Source organism: Okeania sp. (genome assembly GCF_983059655.1).
In genome coordinates, this window is record NZ_CEZPJD010000053.1 from 1 (window position 1) to 20,210 (window position 20,210).

At 34.3% G+C, this 20,210-nt stretch carries 17 protein-coding genes; 14 read left to right on the forward strand and 3 right to left on the reverse strand.

Going from position 1 to position 20,210, the window contains the following annotated elements:
- Nucleotides 1-821 precede the first annotated feature (821 nt).
- The 3 genes from AC3DU7_RS05520 (at nucleotide 822) to AC3DU7_RS05530 (ending at nucleotide 3,804) form a co-directional block, all read left to right on the forward strand.
- Nucleotides 822-1,751 carry a hypothetical protein gene (locus tag AC3DU7_RS05520; RefSeq protein WP_488038352.1) on the forward strand — a complete coding sequence of 310 codons (930 nt, stop codon included), beginning with the start codon at nucleotides 822-824 and terminating at the stop codon, nucleotides 1,749-1,751.
- A 41-nt stretch (nucleotides 1,752-1,792) separates the two neighbouring features.
- The gene (locus AC3DU7_RS05525; RefSeq protein ID WP_488038353.1) at nucleotides 1,793-3,217 is read left to right on the forward strand and encodes a CHAT domain-containing protein; all 1,425 of its coding nucleotides are present in this window, start codon (nucleotides 1,793-1,795) and stop codon (nucleotides 3,215-3,217) included.
- A gap of 92 nt (nucleotides 3,218-3,309) precedes the next feature.
- The gene (locus tag AC3DU7_RS05530) at nucleotides 3,310-3,804 is read left to right on the forward strand and encodes a hypothetical protein (RefSeq protein WP_488038354.1); all 495 of its coding nucleotides are present in this window, start codon (nucleotides 3,310-3,312) and stop codon (nucleotides 3,802-3,804) included.
- 159 nt (nucleotides 3,805-3,963) lie between these two features.
- On the opposite strand, the gene AC3DU7_RS05535 is transcribed toward AC3DU7_RS05530, so the two are convergent.
- Nucleotides 3,964-4,425: a helix-turn-helix domain-containing protein gene (locus AC3DU7_RS05535; protein WP_488038355.1), complete on the reverse strand. Its 462-nt coding sequence runs from the start codon at nucleotides 4,423-4,425 to the stop codon at nucleotides 3,964-3,966.
- Between the two features lie 75 nt (nucleotides 4,426-4,500).
- On the opposite strand from AC3DU7_RS05535, the gene AC3DU7_RS05540 reads away from it, so the two are divergent.
- Nucleotides 4,501-5,394 (forward strand): tyrosine-type recombinase/integrase, encoded by an 894-nt coding sequence (locus AC3DU7_RS05540; RefSeq protein ID WP_488038356.1) that lies wholly within the window; start codon nucleotides 4,501-4,503, stop codon nucleotides 5,392-5,394.
- 333 nt (nucleotides 5,395-5,727) lie between these two features.
- Here AC3DU7_RS05540 and AC3DU7_RS05545 read toward each other — a convergent pair whose 3' ends face one another.
- Complete coding sequence (locus tag AC3DU7_RS05545) at nucleotides 5,728-7,119, reverse strand: ISKra4 family transposase (protein ID WP_488038357.1); 1,392 nt, start codon at nucleotides 7,117-7,119, stop codon at nucleotides 5,728-5,730.
- Entirely contained in the window at nucleotides 7,116-7,790 is a 675-nt protein-coding gene (locus tag AC3DU7_RS05550) for a plasmid pRiA4b ORF-3 family protein (protein WP_488038358.1), read from the reverse strand. The genes AC3DU7_RS05545 and AC3DU7_RS05550 overlap by 4 nt, the downstream gene beginning before the upstream one ends.
- On the opposite strand from AC3DU7_RS05550, the gene AC3DU7_RS05555 reads away from it, so the two are divergent.
- From AC3DU7_RS05555 to AC3DU7_RS05600, 10 genes are all read left to right on the forward strand, one after another.
- Nucleotides 7,791-8,612, forward strand: a complete 822-nt coding sequence (locus tag AC3DU7_RS05555) for a WD40 repeat domain-containing protein (RefSeq protein ID WP_488038359.1) — start codon at nucleotides 7,791-7,793, stop codon at nucleotides 8,610-8,612.
- 84 nt (nucleotides 8,613-8,696) lie between these two features.
- Nucleotides 8,697-9,095: a hypothetical protein gene (locus tag AC3DU7_RS05560; RefSeq protein ID WP_488038360.1), complete on the forward strand. Its 399-nt coding sequence runs from the start codon at nucleotides 8,697-8,699 to the stop codon at nucleotides 9,093-9,095.
- Nucleotides 9,096-9,296: 201 nt separating this feature from the next.
- Nucleotides 9,297-9,917: a hypothetical protein gene (locus tag AC3DU7_RS05565; protein ID WP_488038361.1), complete on the forward strand. Its 621-nt coding sequence runs from the start codon at nucleotides 9,297-9,299 to the stop codon at nucleotides 9,915-9,917.
- A gap of 24 nt (nucleotides 9,918-9,941) precedes the next feature.
- Nucleotides 9,942-10,679 carry a hypothetical protein gene (locus AC3DU7_RS05570; protein ID WP_488038362.1) on the forward strand — a complete coding sequence of 246 codons (738 nt, stop codon included), beginning with the start codon at nucleotides 9,942-9,944 and terminating at the stop codon, nucleotides 10,677-10,679.
- A 46-nt stretch (nucleotides 10,680-10,725) separates the two neighbouring features.
- Nucleotides 10,726-11,664, forward strand: coding sequence for a TRAFAC clade GTPase domain-containing protein (locus AC3DU7_RS05575; protein ID WP_488038363.1), 939 nt, complete (start codon nucleotides 10,726-10,728; stop codon nucleotides 11,662-11,664).
- A 50-nt stretch (nucleotides 11,665-11,714) separates the two neighbouring features.
- Nucleotides 11,715-13,865, forward strand: a complete 2,151-nt coding sequence (locus AC3DU7_RS05580) for a hypothetical protein (RefSeq protein ID WP_488038364.1) — start codon at nucleotides 11,715-11,717, stop codon at nucleotides 13,863-13,865.
- 12 nt (nucleotides 13,866-13,877) lie between these two features.
- Nucleotides 13,878-15,779: a hypothetical protein gene (locus tag AC3DU7_RS05585; RefSeq protein ID WP_488038365.1), complete on the forward strand. Its 1,902-nt coding sequence runs from the start codon at nucleotides 13,878-13,880 to the stop codon at nucleotides 15,777-15,779.
- Between the two features lie 376 nt (nucleotides 15,780-16,155).
- Nucleotides 16,156-17,349, forward strand: a complete 1,194-nt coding sequence (locus AC3DU7_RS05590; RefSeq protein WP_488038366.1) for an MATE family efflux transporter — start codon at nucleotides 16,156-16,158, stop codon at nucleotides 17,347-17,349.
- Nucleotides 17,321-18,523, forward strand: a complete 1,203-nt coding sequence (locus AC3DU7_RS05595; RefSeq protein ID WP_488038367.1) for a vWA domain-containing protein — start codon at nucleotides 17,321-17,323, stop codon at nucleotides 18,521-18,523. Before AC3DU7_RS05590 ends, AC3DU7_RS05595 begins: the two co-directional genes overlap by 29 nt.
- 233 nt (nucleotides 18,524-18,756) lie before the next feature.
- On the forward strand, nucleotides 18,757-20,210 hold a 1,454-nt coding region (locus tag AC3DU7_RS05600; RefSeq protein ID WP_488038368.1), incomplete at its 3' end, for a vWA domain-containing protein.

The window sequence follows — 20,210 nt, forward strand, 5'->3', positions numbered from 1 at the left end:
CACTCATGGGGACGTAAACAATTATTATCATTCCCATAGTACACCTTGTTATACTCTGGGGCTACCTATAGCAGTTGTTGTTATTATTTAGTAATTTTATTTTTGAAAAAATATTATTGATAATTTTTAGGGAAAGAGTGAAAGGGCCTAAACGTCTATAACCGCTCTTATCATACATTTAAAATGGTCAACAGTGACTAGGGACTAAGGACTCGATCATTAGGACTTTTGTTGAGAGGTATAGTGAAAACTGAAATGCTGTAAATTCATTATCTAGAATGCGATAACTCTAAGAGCAATGCCCTACCTTAAACTTTGGACTCAAATAGGACTGAAGCGTATAGCCATTTCCTTGAAAAAGATGATCGAATCAAGAATTTACAGGAACAGTTGGATGAGCTTAAAAATAATCCTATTGCTGAAGAGGTGAAGATACAGGAAACAGCGATAATGCTAAGGAAAACTCTCCTCAATCACCTTCTACACGCCCTAGAGCAAATCTCAAAACTGACAAGACAACTTTTACTAGGTTGGAACCTATTACAGTTAATTTTTCTTTTGAGGGTATACCTTACTCTGAAAGATATAGGATTGAGTTACAATTTTCGTCTAGAAGACCATTCAGTAGCAATGATTATTCTAATGTAGGTGTGTAGGTGAAAATGGAACAACTACATTTGAGCCTCAACCTCCAGAAGATTATGAAATTCGTGCGTATGTATATCCTGGAGAAGAATGGGTGCAGATTGAGAAACTAAGTATCAAGGTTACATCAGAATTTTGAGGATTTGTAATCTTAACTCATATTGGAGGATATCTAAATGGAGCGTAAAATTAACAACAATGAACCATCTCCACCTAATCTACACGAGGCTGAGGCTTTATTATCTGACCTGTTTCAAGAGGTTCAAGACTGGGAGGAGACCCTAACTGGTGGAACAAAACTGGGTGTAGGAGCAGAAGCTATTGAAAGTTTGCGTCTATCAAAGGTTAGTTTTGGTAATCCTAAAGACACCTTAATTCAACTGACAGAAAACACATTCAAAAATAGTGGAGTAGAACTGAATGACATCTACAAACAGCAGATGCAGCAGTGGGACTTCTATTACATGACCCTCACTGTCGCTCTACGTCCTGAGCGATCTGCTAGATTTTTGCGATTGACCTGCGAGCTAGATTTTGGGCCGAAAGGGAGTGGTGAACCTATCCTTCAGAGTCTGTTTCCCACCCATCAGTGGCGCTCAGTTATGAGTTTTGGTGTAGGAATGAAAGTGGGGCTGAATGGTAGCCTAGATTGGAACGTAGGCATCGATAACTCTCATTTGCCAGAATTGTTGGAATTACTTCCTAGCGTACTCAAGACGAATGTCAGTAGTAAGGATGACTTTAAAGCATTTCTTGCTGTTCCAGCCTATCAATATCAACTCGGTCATCCAGAAATTATGACAAATGGTGAAGGGAGTTCTACTTGCTACTGGTGTATTCAGGATCAAGAGTTACAGAAAATCGGGACAGCGAAATTTGCAATAGTCTTCAAAGTACCTAAGGGAACTGAATCAATTACTCTGCAAGGTATAGCATGGGCTGAACCTAACATGAACTGGTTAACTGCCAATTTAGAGGATGTAGCAGCTAAGTTATCAGAGAATTTCCAAAAGCTTTTAGGAAAAGGTAATGACGCAGCAATTCACTTTTGTCGTGGAAATACTGATGGTGAGACATGGACTTTAATCCTTCCTAAAGCAACCTAGTTACTAGAAAAGCAGTTTTACTTTTGTAATAGGAAAAATTTGTGACTAAGACCTACTATACTTTTCGCATTCGGCTCGCTAATGATGAATTTGTTCGGATAGAAAAGTGGGACGATCTCCATCAATCTAGAGGGGAACCTTCGAGACCATTTCGATATAAGGAGAAACTAGAACAGATTACTCGCCTGCTTCAACCCGTTCTCACCAATGAACTAAATGACTCTAAGCAAGTACGAAAACTTGGAGAAGCTCTATTTGAGACAATCTTTGATGATGTATTGCGTCAAGAGTTGATCAACTTCTATCAAGAGGCTGTGCGGGACAAAAAACAGCTTTTGCGAATAGAGCTAGATATTGATGAGCAAACGATGCCTGAAGTTGCTGCATTGCCTTGGGAGTTTATGTGTTTGCCTGCTAGTGCTAATTTAGGCGAACGCTGGTTGGGTACAGATCCAAATCTTGTTTTTTCACGTCGTCGCGCTTTGTGGCATTCTGCTGAACCAATTCAGTTACAAAAAGGTGAAAAATTAAGGATTGCTCTAGCGATCGCGGCTCCTAAAGATTTAGGCACAGTTAAGTATGAAGAGGTACAGGAAACATTAGAAAGCTTGGCACAAGAACAGGCAGAGCAAATTGAACTACTGCCTATAGTTAATCCAGCAACTCCTACTGCTATTGATAACTTACTTGAGCAACAACCTCATATTTTCCATTTTATTGGTCATGGTCAAATGCAGAATGAAGCAGGTGAAGAGGTCGGCCAAATTGCTCTAATGAAAAAGGTTTTCAACACAGCTTTGTGGATGGATGCTGGTGACTTCAGCGAACTTTTTAATCGATGGACTCCAGGAGTTGTGCTACTACAAGCTTGTGAAAGCGGAATGCTATCTGCTTCTAGGGCTTTTGCAGGTACTGCATCTAAGATTGTGCAAATGAATATTCCTGTTGTTGTGGCAATGCAGTATGAGGTTTCTAATATTACAGCAAGTCAGTTTGCCTATGAATTTTATGAACGTTTAGCTAAAGGTCAACCTGTTGATATTGCATCTCAGAATGGTCGGCGCACAATTGGGTTAGAGACTTCACATCGCAAGCGAGATTTTGCTACTCCTGTGATTTTCATGCGTGTTGAAGATGGCTATTTGTTCAAGCGTCAAGAAATAGAAACTGAATCCGGAAATGCAAATGAACAACCTATCTCTAAAGACAATGATCAAAATATTCAAACTGTAGACAACCACCAAATAGTTAATCAGAAAAACGCAAAATTCAACACTAATGCTGGTGCTGGCAGCACTATATATCTACATGATAGTACACAAGTTGATCCACAATCTAGCAAGTCTAACCAACAACCTATCGCTAAAAACAGCACTCAGATTACTCAGGACGTGGATCAACTAGGACAAGAGAACTTAAATTATCAGCAAGTAAGTAATTTGAAGATTGGAGATGATTATCAGTAGTCGAAATTGTCTCAAAATAAAATCAAACACCACATACTAATAAGTAAAATCACTATTTCCCTGCAATCGCAATCTAGTAAAATGGAGATACTATGGCATTTTCTGAAGAACTTAAGCAAATTCTCAATCGCATTGAAAAAGGACAGCAAACTTCTGAAGATATTACTAAGCTGCGCCAAATACTACAACAATCTGGTAATCACCAGGTTGTACGACAACTCGGCAAGTATAATGTCAATATTGGAGGAGAAGGGAGAGAAATTTACATAGGCGATCGCATTTACCAAAAATGGGATGAAGAAGCAATTAAAGCCTTAGTTAAAGCAATTCAAAAAGTAACTTGGCAATGTGTCGCCAGTGCAACTGAAAATGATTACACTCAAGTTGAAATTCAATCGACCAGAATTCCTTTTATTGATAAACTAGCCAAAAAGTTGACTGATATTTCACAGCAATCAGTGATGCGTTATGGATTAAAGTTAGCTTTTAGTCAAAATCCACATCAAGAGTATTTTATTAGTGGAGGAAATCAAGTTATTAAACTTTGGCAGAAGCAGAAAAGTACCTGGGAAACAATAGGAGAGTGAAAAAAATCGGGGGAGATGACAGTATGGCAGAAATACAAGGAGAGTGTCACGGCTGTGCAGCGTCATACATTTTGTAAATAAGAGCGTTTTTGTTGGCAACTATCTGAGCGCAAACAACTACACAACTGCACAAATTCAAACGTTCATAGATAGTAAACCCTACTTATTTTTTTTAGTATATGGAGTACCACAATTTGGACAAAACTTATGCTTAAAAGACATTAAAGGTTCCTGACATTTTTGACAAGAATTGAATAAAACATTCCCACAAATTAAACAATACTTAGCACGAGAAAGAGTCCAAACTGGGTCAGGAGTCGTACCACCTTTCCAACAATGAGGACAAAACTGTTTTTTCTGAACCCCTTCAACAGATGTTCCATTTAATACTGCTTCTAAATATTCTTCTGGAATATTTAAAGCAATAGCTAATCCTTTCTTAGTTTTACTATTCAAACGTTTAGTTAAACCCCTTTCCAACTTACCTAAACTTTGTAAATGAATACCAGCAGCTTCTGCCAAGTCTTGCTGAGAGATATTAGCACTTTCCCTCAGTCTTCTCAAATACTCACCTACGGTTTCTTCTGGTTTTGGGGTTTTAGATGAATCAATAATATACATAAAAATTTAATAATAATCCTGTTTAATAGTCACTCACTAAGAACAAGAAAAAGAACAATTAATATCTCTTTATGTGTGACTAAAACTCTAGCTCAAGTTACCACTGAATTTATTTATAGAGACAGCCTATCTAACTCTACCAAATTATCCTATGAAGTAACTTTAATGCCCTTACTAGAAAAATTCGGTAGTTACCCTATTGAAATTATTAATAGAAAACTAATTGAAGATTATCTAACCTCCTTAATTCATTTATCTTATACAACCCATAACCGTCATCAAACAATTATACAATCTTTATTCAACTTTGCTGTACAAAAAGGTTATATAAAAGTTAATCCAGCCACAGGGATACAACAACAAAAACCAAACCGTTCCAAAGGCGAACATCAGGATGATAGTGTAATTCGTTATTTAACTAATAAACAACTAGAAATCTTATACCAATTAGTTGAACCGGATATTCGTCTACATACTATTGTCAGACTTCTGCATCGCACAGGAGCAAGAATCAGTGAATTATTATCCTTAAATTTAGAAGATATTGACCAAGATAATTGTAAATTTCAAGTCATAGGTAAAGGTAATAAAAAACGCTGGTGTTTTTATAGTTCAGATGCTGCTACCCACTTAGAAAAGTATATCCAATATTATCGCTACAACCCTCATCAAGCTCTATTTACAGCAAGACATCCATTAACCAAAATTGTGACCCGATTATCCTACCATCGAGTTTATAGCTTATGGAGAGAAGTAACCAATCAAAGTCCCATATTAACAGGAGTGAGGCTACATGATTTACGTCATACTTTTGCCACAGAAAGAGTGGGTTTAATGGGAATTGAGGAACTACGGGCCTTGATGGGTCATTCTCACATTCAAACTACTTTAAAGTATCAAAAAGTTACATCATTAAGAGCAGAAAAAGTTGCTCAAAAAGCTTTGAAAATATTATTAAAAAATGACTAATAAGTAGAGATTTAATATATATTAATGCCAGAAAATTTTCCCATAACAAAAGAGTATTAGTAGTACTCTTTCTCTGAAAAGTGAGTGTTGAGTGCGTGTATATACATGACAAATGTAGCTACAAAGCTTGTGTGGCATGACTTACAGACTTAGCAGACAATCAGGAGTCGATTACTGCCGAGCGCCCCATTCAAACAAGTGGTTCACTCTTATTATCTACCCACCACAATTTGACCAACGATAGTGAAAAGTTGGCGGTTGCTATATATTGCACGAAGAACTATTCTATTTTGCTCTCACCTTTAAACTGCATCAACAGCAGGTTAACTTGATTCACCTGTTGAGTTGAATTCCTGAGTACCAATGCTGGAATTTCTCCTTCAACTCTCCATTAAGAACCTGCGTTCGTATTTGCAGCAGCAAATGAGCGCCTTGTGGAGTCCATCTCATTTGTTGTTTTTTAACCATACGTTTGCTAATCACTTGATTAACCGTTGATTCGACAAAACTACTGGAAATACTTTCCTCATACCGCCAACGTTCCCCGTAATTAGGAATCAGTCCTTCATTATTACTGATGTAAGTACGAAATTTTTCCATCATCTCGTATAGTTTAAGAGCTACCGGACATGACTTGCTCTCACCCTTAGCTAAAAACCAAGTGTCATCTAATAAATATTGAATCAGTTGCAATGCTTTATAAACATTGCCATGCCATAAATACCATTTAACACTCGTTAAATCTTCCTTAATTGACTTTCGTAGCTTGAAGTCTTTAGTAGTTAAACCTTTGGCCATCTGATTCATTACAGTAATACGCATGGTAATATGAAACCAGTCTAAAATATGCTCGGTAGATGGATTTAAACCCCATAACAATTCACGGATTTTTTCATCACCATCTGAGATTACAGTTACTTGTTGATGAGGTTGCATACCCTGAGATTTCAAAACTTCAAATATACGACGTTTTGGCTTATCGTCATAACTATAAGTAAAGCCAAAGCGTTTGGAGGTACTATCTGCTTTGATACTCTTGCCCACTATAACTTCAAAGTTACCTGCCTTCTTGTTATGTTTGTCATAGTAACGAACATACCCTCCATCTACTCCTACTACTAATGGCAAGTCAGGACGTGGCAATTGCTCCCAATCTCTGGGAGTTCCTTCGATGTATGTATCAATTTCATCTCCTAATTCATTCTCCAGACGTTGAGCTATTTTGTGTACGTTATTACGTACAGTTGTAGGATTTATTTGTCCTTCTATGGGTAGTAATTCTTCTAATAGTTTGACAGAAAGTCCGTAGGACATTAAAGAGGCAAATTTTGATTCTAAATATAACAATTCTGGGGATGTTCTTTGTTTGAGTAAGTTAGCTAATGGTTGAAATGTTCGGGTTGAATGTTTCTGACAGCTACAGTGAAATAATCGATTACATGGTAGTTTTAATTTACCAAATAGAGTTCTATAAACAATTGTTCGCTTGTCTTTATGCAATAATTTTTTTTGACAATGCTGACATGAATTCTGTTGATGTTCATATTCTGCTATTTGTTGTTCTACTAAAGTTTGTTGAACTTTTTTTAGTAATGTTTTAGCTTCTGTTAAGCTTAGTCCGAGGTTTTCTGGTTGTAAATAACTTCGCTCAATTTCTGTTATTTCTTGAATAATTTGTGGCTGACTATCATCTGATTCTACTACTACTTGAAATTTGATTTTCACAGTATCTCCTGTCTAAATAATATAGATTCTTTGTCTCCTTGACTATATTGCTTTAAACGTTTATTGACTAGCTGACGGTCAAATTTATTTTGGTAAACCTTAAGCCATGTTTGTAGTTGGGCTATTTCTTCTCTATCTATTTCTATATTTTTATCTTCTAATAAGGAGGTTAAAAGTTCTAAGAAGTTGTGAACTGAAAATTCATCTCTGGCTTTCATAAAACCCCAAGCTCCACCACAATTTTCTGGTGGACAAATGCCTTTTCCACTAATACAAATTGGAAGTATTTGATTTGATTGTAGAGGGAGAATGGCTTCTACTCGGATTTGATGTTGCCACCAATGTCGCCATACTCCCAGCGCGGGAGAGGTACTCAAATCATATTCATATAAAAACTTCTCTTTTTGTTGAAATCTGAATTGGCTAAGTTTAACGAGGCTGGCATTTGTGTGAAAGTCTATACCCCCTAGTTTGCTCACTCCATATTGTTGACCATGAATGGTGAAGTAATGAAGGTGGATATCTTCCCATCCCATTGCAATTTGGAGGATATAATGCAGGTCTTCTATGGTACTGTCGCTTTTGACCAGTAGGCGACGCCATATCATCGGACTAATACCCAGTAGTACGACTTTGAGTTGGTAGATAACGGGTTCGGAGTAATTAGACATTTGTCCATATTACCATATACTGTCATCTCCCCCGATTTTTTTCACTCTCCAATACAAGAAATTGCGGTGACAGATATTTCTGATTTATGGTTTACCTCTGTAGCAATTAGCCCAGATGGTCAGCTAACCGCTGCCTGTAAAGCTTATAAAATAAAGATTTGGCGGAACGGTGAAACCGAGGCGTTTCATACTTTTGATAAAACTCTTTTTAGTAATTTTTTTGATGTCTCAGGTTTTGACTCAGTTACTTTTAGTTCAGATGGCAAAATATTAGCAGCCAATGATAACAAAGATATTAAATTGTGGAATGTTGAGAATGGAAAAGAAATTGCTAAACTTTCGGGGCATTCAGATAAAGTAAGCTGTGTAAGATTTAATCCTAAAAATCAACGAATTCTGGCAAGCTGTAGTTACGATAAAACCATCAAAATGTGGGATATCGCTGAAAAAAAATGCTTAGGTACGCTTTCAGCCCATCGAGATGCAGTTTATACTCTTGCATTTAGTCCAGATGGAAAAATACTTGCTAGTGGAAGTAACGATAACGCTATTAAATTATGGAATTTAAATGCAGGAGAAACGCCAGAAACCCTTCGACAACATTCAGATGCTATTACTTGTTTGGTATTTAGCCCAGACGGTAAAATTTTAGTAAGTGGAAGTAATGATGGGACAATTGTTGAATGGAAAATTTCTGAAAAAGAGTCACAACTTTTTCCAGAACAACACTATCGAGGAGTTACATCTATTGCAATAAGTCCAGATGGGAAAACATTAATTAGTGGAGGAAGAGACCAGACCATTAAAATTTGGAGAAGATAAAGTCACAAAATGCTTATCCTCGTAATGAGGATAGAAAAAAAGTGGTTTAGCCGTAATGCAATTTAACTCAAACTCAAGTATCTGATGGCACTTGTTGAAGAACTTAAACAAATTTTGAATCGGATTGAAAAGGGGCAACAAACCAATGAGGATATTACCATTTTACATCAGTTGCTTCTGACTGGCGATCGTCAGATTGTAACTCAGTTTGGCAAGCACAACGTCAACATTGGGGAAGGGGAAAAGATTCATATAGGCGATCATATTTACAATCAATCGGATCGGGATGCGGTACAATCTCTCATTGAAGTAGTAAAAGGAAATAAGCAAGCGATTGAAGCTTTAGTCAAAGCCATTCAAAATACTAAGCCAAATTATCCATCATATTATAGTTATGAAGATGATAAACTAGATGATAGTAAAGGCATTAAAACTTTTATTTATTATGCTTATGAAGACCGACAACTACGAGATGATTTTTAAAAAAAACTGGTTATTTTGAGCAGACAAAGTTTAACCAAAATTGGCTCTTATAAATACCAGATGACCGATTTTAAATTAGGACTCAAAATCCCTGATTACTTTAATCAATCCCCTGTATTTTTACTGTTAATTAGTCCTGAATGTTTAGATTGTTCTTTTTGTCGCAATCAAATAAATAGAGCAATAAAGCTATGGGAAAAGATGAATAACATACCTCGTCAAACACTTTATCAATTGATTCAAAAAGAGGGAATAACCCAGTACAGCGAAGCAAAAAAATGTAAAGCTGTTCTATCAGATTTGTGTGGAGAATATCCAAAGGAAATCTCAGCACTTGTTGTCGCACTGGAAGAGCAAATCATAGATGAGTTGCAAAAAAATGCCCAAATTATTCCTTTAGAACTCTTACTGAAACAGCTTGCTAAACGAATTCAAAATCAACGTGCTATTACGGAAGAAGCATCTATTTGGGCAGTTGAATCTTGGGCATTTGTTTTGGGGATTTATGCACCAGATTTAGGTAATATTAATCCCTATTATGAACATGGTAAGGTGGGATTAATTCAGTACACATTAATTTTAAGTCTCAGCAACGCCGGGAATAAAATTTGGTCATATTCTATTGAGTTGACTGAGAAGGAGGAAGATAATCCACAAGCATTTTTTAATAAAAATAGCAAACAAGAATATAACAAGTTTAAAACTTCCTTGGAAAGAGAAGTATCAGGAAATGTTTATAGCGCTAAAATAGATTTTATCATTAGTAAATGGTGCAAACAAATTTCTCTGGGATACCGCGCCTTTGAACTAGAGTATAATTAAATTTATTTAATTTTTCAATAAACTATGTCAGTTATTGTTATGGGAGACCAAGCAGTAGGAAAAACTACTTTGATGTTGGAGTTAGCTAAGTCTAACAGAGGTAATGTTCAGGTTATTGATCCTTCTTATGATGATTTAGAACAATTTACTATTGATGGTCAAGTTATGCCTACAGATAGTATTAATAATATACCTATGGAACTGAGGGTTAATTTATCTGGTAATATTAAAGAGATCAAGGTAAATTTGATTGATTCTCCTGGAGAAGCTTGGAGAGCAGAAGATTCTAGATGGCGCAAAGCTCATCCTCAAGATTGGAGTTTTCTTTTAACAACTCTCCATAATGCTAAATTTTTAATGATAGTTATGGCTCCCTACCGAGAATTATTAAAGGAGAATTTAGTTGGAAATGATGGATTAAACATACAGGATATTCGGTTTAGAAAACAAACTCAATGGAAAAATCGTTTTCAAGAATGGATTAATTTTCTAGAAAATAATGCCAGAAATAATCAGTATGTAATTTTTTGCTTAAATATGGCAGATTTGTTTTGCAATGTGCAACAAATTTCCGAAGTTTTGCAACGAGAAAAATCTATTAACTGGATTCAACATAAAACAAATGTTTTACCTATTTTTGATAACGTTCGGGAGCTAATTTACCGTTTTGAGCAGAACCGTATTGTGAAAACTCAAGTCTTTATTACAACTTATAAAGCTCGCCCGTTATTAGAGTTACCATGGCTATACATTGGAACTTAAGTAGGTAAGTGATATAATTTACGTCTATTACTAAGGATATCTAAAAATGCCACAAACTCCTGCTGCACCTATTACGACTCTGCCTGGTGAAAATAAGAAAAATATTTATATAATTGGTCCGAGAGCTTCAGGTAAAACTACTTTTTTGGGAGCTTTATTATCAATTACTAATTACAGTCAAAACAAAAATCATCGAAAAGTTAATGTCGATACAAGAGGAGCAACCCGTCAGTTAGAAAGTAAAGTAAGAGATAGTTGGGAAACTAAAAGACCTTTAGCACCTACAACCTTTGAGGGTAGTTTACAAGACTACGAATTTTCTCTAAAAATTAAGTCACAATATAAACCAACAGAAATTGAATTAAAGGCTAAAGATTATGCTGGTGAATTCTTTCAAGAACTACTAAGAACAACAGATTCATCTACACAGATAAAACCTTATCTCTTAGATTGCTTAACAAAGGCGAATGGATGGATAGTTTTGCTGCCTGATTTCTGTTTACAAGATCGAGGAAATGAGTTTACTATTGTTGCAAATATTGATGGGTTTTACATAAGTGTCTTTCATAAACTTCTATCTGAATTTCCCAAAGACAACTATATTTTTTCTCCAGATGAACTAACAAAAATACAAAGTAACCTGAGACAAATACGAATTGCTTTTGTAATGAGTAAATGTGAGCGTGGTGAACTGTGGACGAGGCGGTGGGAGCCAGAACGAGATTTATTTCAAGTTCATCTGAATAATACAAGAGAATTTTTAAGAAATAAGCTTTCTCTGAGAAAAAATCAAATTGATTTCTTTGCTTTGTCTTCTTTTGGAGTTTTTTCCAAAAGCGATCCTCGCCCAAATAGATTAAATTTAGGCAGGAATTTACAAGATGGAGCAATGATAGACGACACAGAAAAATGGCGACCTTTCGGTTTAGTTAATCCTTTGTATTGGATAGCTACAGGCAAAAGATGGAAAGACCCATCTTTTTAAAAGATACTGTTAATAATTAGAAGATAAAACATAGATTTTGGAAAAGATTTATGACTGAAACAAGTACAGTAATAATTTATGAATTTAGGTCTGGTTTTACTTATCAATCTTGTGGCAAGAGTTGGAGGTCTACTGGATTTTATGGCTCCCCTTATATAGGAAGTAGCTTCCATGACGGTTTTATTCCTGAGCCTCTTCAAAGAGCGACTAGAAGGGAAGATTCACGGTTTGATGTCTCTCAAAAAATTGATTATCAAAGTTTTATAAATTTACCTCATCAAACTAGAGATTTGATGGGTTTTAAAGAATTTAATGAGAATTTTGTTCATGGAAATGCTTTAGTAGGAAGAATTATTGAAGAATGGGCTGTTTTAGCAGTAATTTCTGTTGCAATTGACTTTGCTAATCGAATTTTTCCTGTGAAACGTTATTTTTGTTGTCGGGAATCCTATGATAGAAATTATGATGCAATGACAACTTTAATTAGGTTTTTTTTCAATGCTAAACCCGATAATTTAACTTTCGATATCTTGGAAAATAAGTCTGAAAAAAGTTATAAAATTTCTCCGTTAAGTAGTCAAGATTTAGAGTCACTAGATTTTCTGAATTGTGGTTATAGTATGTTTGATGGGTTGCGTTTACTTCAACCAGGTTTAGAGATGAGTAAAATTAACTTACTACAAATGTGGAAAACCTGTTTAAGTTTAGTAAGTGGCGATCGAAAAAAAGCTGCTTGGGCATTTAATGTTGACTCAGTTGCAAGTCCTACAGATTTTACTTTAATACAAGCTGGAACACAGGAGTTTTTTCAGAGAAATTATTCTACAGTTTCTCGTCAACTTGCACTTTCCCCTTCTCCGTCTAATCAAAGAGAATTAGCTCATAGTAATTACTCTTCTCAACAAGCATCTTCTCTGTCTCAGTTTAATCAAGGGACAACATCAAGTAATTTTAATGCTGAGTCAGTTTTTAACGATTTTGTCGAAAATGGAAATTTATCACCAGAAAACATTAAATTTATCACAACAGATATTCAGCAAAATTATGAACAATGGCAAAAGTTAGCGACAAAGAACATAAATGAAAGAACCACAGAATTTAATAGTTTTTCTTCTATTATTCACTACTATACACTAAGTGCTTTAATAGTACCCGAAAGAGCCATAGATTTGTTTCAGCAATTACTTTTTAGTAGAAATGATATTTGGGATGTTTTTTTGAATTCTGCTAAAGATTTTAAATATTTTCAGCAAAGACAAAATGATCCTTATTTAAGGAAATCTATTGAGGAAGGTGTGTGGTTAATTATAAATAATATTTTTGAAGACAGATTTGAATTACCTCCTCAAAAAAGTTTTCAGCACTATCAATCTGCAAAATTAAAAAGGTTCTTTACTGAAGAAGATAATATTTGGAGAAAAGGTATATTTTGGTCATACCAAAGATTTCTTCTTCATGAAAGTAGTAATACTGGGCAACAACAGGAGAGTACGAGTTTCTCTTTTCAAGGTTTTCTTCATAACTTAGAGAATAAACAAGATAGAAAGAAGCACAAAAAAGGATATAAAAAAATAACTCAAATTTTTTCTCAAGTTAGCAAAAATACTTCTTACAACAAAACAGAATTTTTATTTTTTCAGGCTTTAATAGAACAAAAGTTTAGGGGCAAAGTTTCTCATGGACTTTATTCTAAACTGAATAAATCTGCTGCAAATTATCCATTATTTTCAGACCTAGTAAAAGAAAGAAATATTTGGGATAATTTATGCGAAATTTTGAATTGGATTGGACGAAAAATAGGGCGGCGATCACCACAACTACCTCCTAGCAGAGATCCGCAACCAACAAATCCAAATCCTGTTGATAGTACACCCAAAAATGTTCCAAATACAACACCTCCAAGTAATTCTGAAAATTACCAACGAACAAATCCAAATCCTTTTGGTAATGTACCCAACAATACTCAAAGTACAAGACCTGCAAATAATTATAGAAATTACCAATCAACAAATAATGCTAAAAGATTGTTAAATCAAACTTCTATGATTCTAGCTATTTTTTCTATATTAGGTGTAATAGCAACTGTGATTCTAGGATTACTTCAATTTGGAATTGAAGTAGTTATATTTCCCTTAGTCTTAGCACTACTGCTAATAGTGATTGCTGTCTTACTGTTTGTGATTCAAGAACTTATTAACTAGGTATTTAGAAAAATGATCGCCAGTAAAACTATGAATGTAAATACAATTTTCAATAATTTTGTCAAAAATGGAAAATTATCTCTTAAAATTTTTGAATTTATTAAAACAAACGTCCCCCAAAATCATCAACAATGGCAAAAATTAGCAACAAAGAACAGAGATGAAATAATCACAGAATTCAATAGCTTCTCTTCTATTATTCGTTACTATACACTCAGTGCTTTAATCGTACCTGAAAGAGCAGTAGATTTGTTTCAGCAATTACTTTTTAGCAAAGAGGATATTTGGAATATTTTTTTGTACTCATGCCAACGACTTAAATATCTAATTGAACCAACAAAAAACAATTCCTGGTTCAAAAAATCTATTGAGGAAGGTGTTTGGTTAATCATAAATAATATAGTTGAAGACAAATTTATGTTACCTCTTCAACAAAAATGGCCTTATCAACCAGGGAAATTAAAAAGGTTCTTTACTGAAGAAGAGAATCTTTGGATAAAAGGCATAGTTTCACCATTAGACAAAGACTTTTTGATGCTCAAAAGTGGTTATGATGCACAACAAGAAAAAAATACAAGTTCATCCTTTCAATATTTTTATAATCAGTCAAAAACTAAAGGATATCGAGAACGGTATAAACAAGGCTATTCTAACATTCTAAAAATTGCTTCTAGCCCAAAATTTAAGTCTATATTGCTCCAGACTTTAAGAGAAGAAAATCTCAAGGATGAAATTTCTCATAGACTTTATTTTAGTCTAAAGAAATCTGGTAAGAATTATCCATTTTTTGTCAAAGAAAAAACTGTTCCGGAATATATACAGGAAATTGTAAATGTTAACGATATAGACCGAGAAACAGTGAAGCGATCGCCACAACCAAATCCTAGTATAAATCCGCAACAAGAAAATAGAATTCCTTCAGAGTTAGTTCAGAAAAAAACGGTTGTAAATACAATTTTCAACGATTTTGTCGAAAATGGAAATTTATCACAAAAGCAAATTAAATTTATCACAACAGATATTCAACAAAATTATCAACAATGGCAAAAATTAGCAACAAAGAGCATAGAAGAAATAATCACAGAATTTAATAGTTTATCTTCTATTATTCGTTACTATACACTCAGTGCTTTAATAGTACCTGAAAAAGCAGTAGATTTGTTTCAGCAATTACTCTTTAGTAGAAATGATATTTGGGAAGAATTTTTGAAGTCTGCTAAATATTTAAAATATTTTCAGCTAAGACAAAATACTCCTTATTTTAAAAAATCTATTGAGGAAGGCGTGTGGTTGATTATAAATTATATTATTGAAGACAGATTTCAATTGCCTCGTCAAAAAAATTTTCGGCTCTATCAATCTGGAAAATTAAAAAGATTCTTTGCTGAAGGAAATAATATTTGGATAGAAGGTATATTTTGGTCATACCAAAAACTTATTCTTACTGAAAGTAGTAATACTGGGCAACAACAAGAGAGTACAAGTTCCTCTTTTCAAGGTTTTCTTCATAACTTAAATAATAAAAAATATAGAAATAAGCACAAAAAAGGATATAAAAAAATAACTCAAATTTTTTCTCAAATTAGCAAAAATACTTCTCAGCACAAAACAGAATTTTTATTTTTCCAGGCTTTAATAGAACAAAAAATTAAGGGCAAAGTTTCTCACAGACTTTATTTAAAACTAAAGAAAACTGCTGTAAATCCTTCATTATTTTCATACTTAGTAAAAGAAAAAACTATAAAGCAAGTTGCTCATATCCTGACTCTTTTGACTTTCTTAAATATAATAGCAACCATTATTCTAGGGTTAGCTTCATTTAGAATTGAAATAGTTATATCTTTCTTTTTATTAGGAATCATACTATTAGTGATTGCTCTCTTTCTGTTTGTCATTCAAGGATTTATAAATTAGTAGGTATCTAGAAAACATAAATAATTAACATAGGGTTTCTCAAACTAATTTGGCACAGCTATCTTTAATTTCATTTATACCAATTTCATAAAATATTGCTACACTCATTTGATATGGCGGTGGGAATTTAGAGATTAATAGTGTAACAACCTTTTTTGAATTTGATATTAATTTCTGTTCTATTCCCTATTCCCTTTTCCCTAAAACCTAGAATTGTGTACCATAGCAGTATAGGAATTGCTATAATATTTAGAGAAAAGGCATGACTTGGCCATTAAACAAATATTTTTTGATTATCAAAAATGGTTATTATGTACAACAAGAAAAAAATACAAGTTCATACTTATCAATACTTTTATAATAAGAATTAATTTTTATGCGTAACTGGTTATACTTCATTGTTGGACTATTAGCATCAGTGCTTGGCTGGAGTTTCAGTCAAATATTACTGGTAGATTTCAAACCTATTTGGGATAGCTTAGACCTGACATTTTTTGCTCAATATCCCTATTTAATTAAATTTTTTATCCTCACCATTTTTTTAGCAGTTGCAATGGTAATGGCAGAAGTTTTTTTCAGTCATCCAACTCGCTTAAAACAAGGTTGGAAAGTTCTTAAATTACCTCTAATAATTGCCATTGTTGCTAGTATTTTGGGAGCAATTTTATCTGGAATAATGAGTTTTGTTTTTAAACTAACTATATTTCCTGCTTGGACGATCAGACTGATAGACTGGTTAATAATTGGTTTAGTTATTGGTTTCGCAGAAGGAATAACATGGCTCTTGCGGACATGGAGTAAATTAGTCTTAAATAAAACAACAATAGGCGGAATACAAAATGATACAACTAAAGTTATAAATCATTTTGTCAAAAGTATTTGTTCGAGCTTAGTTGTCAGTTTTATCGTGTTTATTTTTTCCGAAATAATTATTAAACAAGATATTTGGAGCTTTATTTTATTAGGAACTATGCTTGGTTTTGCCTTGAGCTTTACCGAATCTCCTAATAGTCAATTTGCCTTAAAAGCTGGATACGGTTTTGAACGAATTTATGGAGGTAATACTACTACAAATAATCTCAATCGAAAAACTTACAAAGACCGTGGTTTAAAATTGGTTTATGTTCCTTCTGGAAATCGACCTACTACTATTGAAGAAGGACTATCAGTAGAACTTCCCAAAACAGGGAATATTATTATAGGTTCTGATGTAGAACAAGCGGATATTATTGTTAACGATCTACCCGGTAAAATTGCTACTATTAAAATCAATGGTAGAAAAGCAACTATTGAAAATTTTTCTAACAATATCCTCAAAAAACTTCCTAGTGAAATTGTGATTAAACCACCGGAAACGGTAAATAAGACAGCCCCAAATCCTTATGCCAATATATCTAATCAACCTGAAAATAGTTCACCTAATTTAGACAAAGATTCAGAATTGATAGATGATCCAAATGAGATTGAGCTTTATCATAATACCGTTATTACTCTTTACACTCAAAATCAAAATTCTCGAAAATATGTGAGGTTTGTTTTTTATGACCGATTTCTCGATCCTGAAGCATAGCGCTATTTGCTTATTAAGTTTAACAGTAACATGGCAGTCATCTATTGCTGCAGAAACTCTAAAAATTGTTAAATCTTATGACGAAAACAACACAGAACATCAAGTAGAAGCTGTAATTGAATTTAAAGTTCTAGATGAGGAAAATAGACTCAAAGAAGGACTGGATAAAAAAGATATTGAACTGAAATCTAATGGGGAGTTAGTTGAGAATTTTAGACTAATAGCACCAGATGACGATGAAAAAAAAACAGACCCTAGTAACATTATTATTTTATTAGATGTGACAGGGAGTATGAATCAATTAGATCGAAATAATCAAATTAGAGGGTTAGCATCTATTGCAGCAATTCGCTCTTTTATAAAAGATATTGACGAAAAAAAATACCCCTCAAAAATTGCACTTGTTCCCTTTGCAGAGGATGGAGAAAATTGTGGAGGAGGTTATCTTCCACCGCCAGTTAATGATAGTGCATTGAGTAAATTTTATTCACCTGAAGCTCCAGAACTTAAGAAGCAACTATCAGACTTAGAAAATCGTTTTAATAGTAAAGACAAAAAACCTTGTGGCAGTACAAATATTAGACAGCCATTAGGGAATGCTATTAGATATCTCAACGAAAATTCTCCTTTTTTAGAAGAAGGTTCTCAAGAGCCATCTCGTTTAGGAATTATTCTAGTTTCTGATGGTTTTGACCCTGTTTTATCCCAGAAAAAATCAGAGCTAAATGATTTAGAAAAATTAATTAAAAATAGTCCTGAAATTACTATACATACTTTGGGTTATGGATATTCTCAGGGTAGTAAATATGATGAAATAGATCCAGAAGTTCTAGAAAAACTTGCTCAAGCATCAGAAGGAATATACCTATTTTCTGCTAATTCTACAGAGATTAGTCAGGCATTAGAAATATTTCTAGTTTCTCTATTAGGAGAATATGAAATTCGTTATCAACCTACTTCTATTAAACAATACGAAAAAGAAACTGTTGAAATTACGGTAGGAGAACTTTCAGCAGAAGAAAATTTTAGGATTAATAATATCCCTAGTTTACCCTTTATAACCAGAATGTTGATATTAGGAGGAACGTTAATTGTTTGCACTATTTTTGGATTATTGCCCTTCATAGGTTGGCGATGGTACATAGAAAAACAATCTACTCCTGCTAATGAGTAATACCGTTTCACGAAAGTCAACGGAAGTCAAAACTCAAAAGTCAAAAGTAATATTTTATGGACTCAAAACTTTGACACTACAGTAATTTCAGAAAATTATTTCACATCTTGTAGGGGTGAATGGCATTCGCCCTCACCATTTGAAATATTCTTTTTTCCAATTGGTATAACATCAAATTTGGTGAAATGCTAAATCAGAAAAAATGAATTTGTATTATCAAGGAAATATGAATCATGTATCAAAAAATAGCAGCTCTAAAAAAGATTCTAATATTCGGAATTTTAGCAGCATTTGGTTGCTTAATAGGTGCAATTATCGGTGAATTCTTACTGGCATTTATTCTGCCAACCCCTGCTCTTCAGCAAGTTGATGTTTTATTTGTATTAGACGTTACTGGCAGCATGAAAGGAGAAATCAATGGGGTTAAAAATGGCATCAATAATTTTGTCTCTACTTTAAACTCAAGAGAACTAGACGCACAGGTAGGATTAATAGCTTTTGGCGATCGCTTTGAGGGAGAAGAACCCAATATTCTTTCTTTTGCAGGAGAACCATTCACCAAAGATACAAATAGCTTTAAAACCAAAGTAAGTCAAATTAGAATGGTTGATGGAGGAGATACAAAAGAAAGTAGTATTGATGCTCTAGTTTTAGGAGCAAGACAACCATTTCGTGAGGATGCTACTAAAGCTATTCTTTTGATTACTGATGCTCCACCTAAAATACCAGATAAAGAAACTCCCTCTATAGCAGCCGCCGAAAAATTTGCGCGAGACCAAGGAATAGACCAACTTCATCTAGTGATTAGCAATGGAGACCGTTCAACATTCCAACCGTTACAAAGAGAAATTGATGGTGAAATTTTTTCCCTTGCTAGGACTGCTGCTGCTCGACAAAACTTTGACAAAATTTTACCCAAAATTGGAGAAAAGATTGCTTCTGCCATTGGAACACAAGAAGTTTCCAAAGACCAAAAGACTTCTTTGATCGTTGCTACTAGCTTGTGGACTGCCTTACTAGCTATTGGTACATTTATTGCTCTAACCACAGGACAAAAACGCTATTTAGGAACCTCCCTCAACTTTTTACAAGGAACTGCTGGAGTTGCAGGTAGTTTGACAGCAGGTTTAGTCGCAGGAGGAATGGGAGAATTATTTTATGGAGGAATGGCAGATGTTGCAATTATAGGTAGGAGCATGGCCTGGGCACTACTTGGAGCATTATTAGCTTTTGGTATGGCATTCTTTATACCTAACTTACAGGGAAAACGAGCTTTAGTTGGTGGAGCCGTTGGTGGTGTTCTAGGAGCGATCGCCTTTCTATCTATCGCTGAAGCTTTTGGCGATCTAGCAGGTAGATTAATAGGTGCTGCCATATTAGGATTCTGTATCGGTATAATGATTGTGATTACAGAAGTTCTATTTCGGAAGGCATGGCTGGAAATTAGTTATGGTCCAAACGAAATTCGGACGGTGAACCTGGGAAAAGAAACTGTAACTATAGGGAGTAACCCCGAACTTTGTATTGTTTATATTCCTAAAACTCCTGCTGTTGCTTTGAAATTCCAGCTTGAGAGAGGAAACATTTTCTGTGAAGACGAAAAAGGTAACAAGCAAAACGTTCAACCAGGACACCAAATAGATGTAGGTCGGGCAAAAGTAACGGTTTGTGGTTCACAAGCAACAAC

Excerpts from the sequence above, each read along its gene's own strand:
- AC3DU7_RS05520 (WP_488038352.1), top strand. The coding sequence starts at position 822 with ATGGAGCGTAAAATTAACAACAATGAACCATCTCCACCTAATCTACAC.
- AC3DU7_RS05530 (WP_488038354.1), top strand. The coding sequence starts at position 3,310 with ATGGCATTTTCTGAAGAACTTAAGCAAATTCTCAATCGCATTGAAAAA.
- AC3DU7_RS05535 (WP_488038355.1), bottom strand. The coding sequence starts at position 4,425 with ATGTATATTATTGATTCATCTAAAACCCCAAAACCAGAAGAAACCGTA.
- AC3DU7_RS05550 (WP_488038358.1), bottom strand. The coding sequence starts at position 7,790 with ATGTCTAATTACTCCGAACCCGTTATCTACCAACTCAAAGTCGTACTA.
- AC3DU7_RS05560 (WP_488038360.1), top strand. The coding sequence starts at position 8,697 with ATGGCACTTGTTGAAGAACTTAAACAAATTTTGAATCGGATTGAAAAG.
- AC3DU7_RS05565 (WP_488038361.1), top strand. The coding sequence starts at position 9,297 with ATGAATAACATACCTCGTCAAACACTTTATCAATTGATTCAAAAAGAG.
- AC3DU7_RS05570 (WP_488038362.1), top strand. The coding sequence starts at position 9,942 with ATGTCAGTTATTGTTATGGGAGACCAAGCAGTAGGAAAAACTACTTTG.
- AC3DU7_RS05575 (WP_488038363.1), top strand. The coding sequence starts at position 10,726 with ATGCCACAAACTCCTGCTGCACCTATTACGACTCTGCCTGGTGAAAAT.
- AC3DU7_RS05580 (WP_488038364.1), top strand. The coding sequence starts at position 11,715 with ATGACTGAAACAAGTACAGTAATAATTTATGAATTTAGGTCTGGTTTT.
- AC3DU7_RS05585 (WP_488038365.1), top strand. The coding sequence starts at position 13,878 with ATGATCGCCAGTAAAACTATGAATGTAAATACAATTTTCAATAATTTT.
- AC3DU7_RS05590 (WP_488038366.1), top strand. The coding sequence starts at position 16,156 with ATGCGTAACTGGTTATACTTCATTGTTGGACTATTAGCATCAGTGCTT.
- AC3DU7_RS05595 (WP_488038367.1), top strand. The coding sequence starts at position 17,321 with ATGACCGATTTCTCGATCCTGAAGCATAGCGCTATTTGCTTATTAAGT.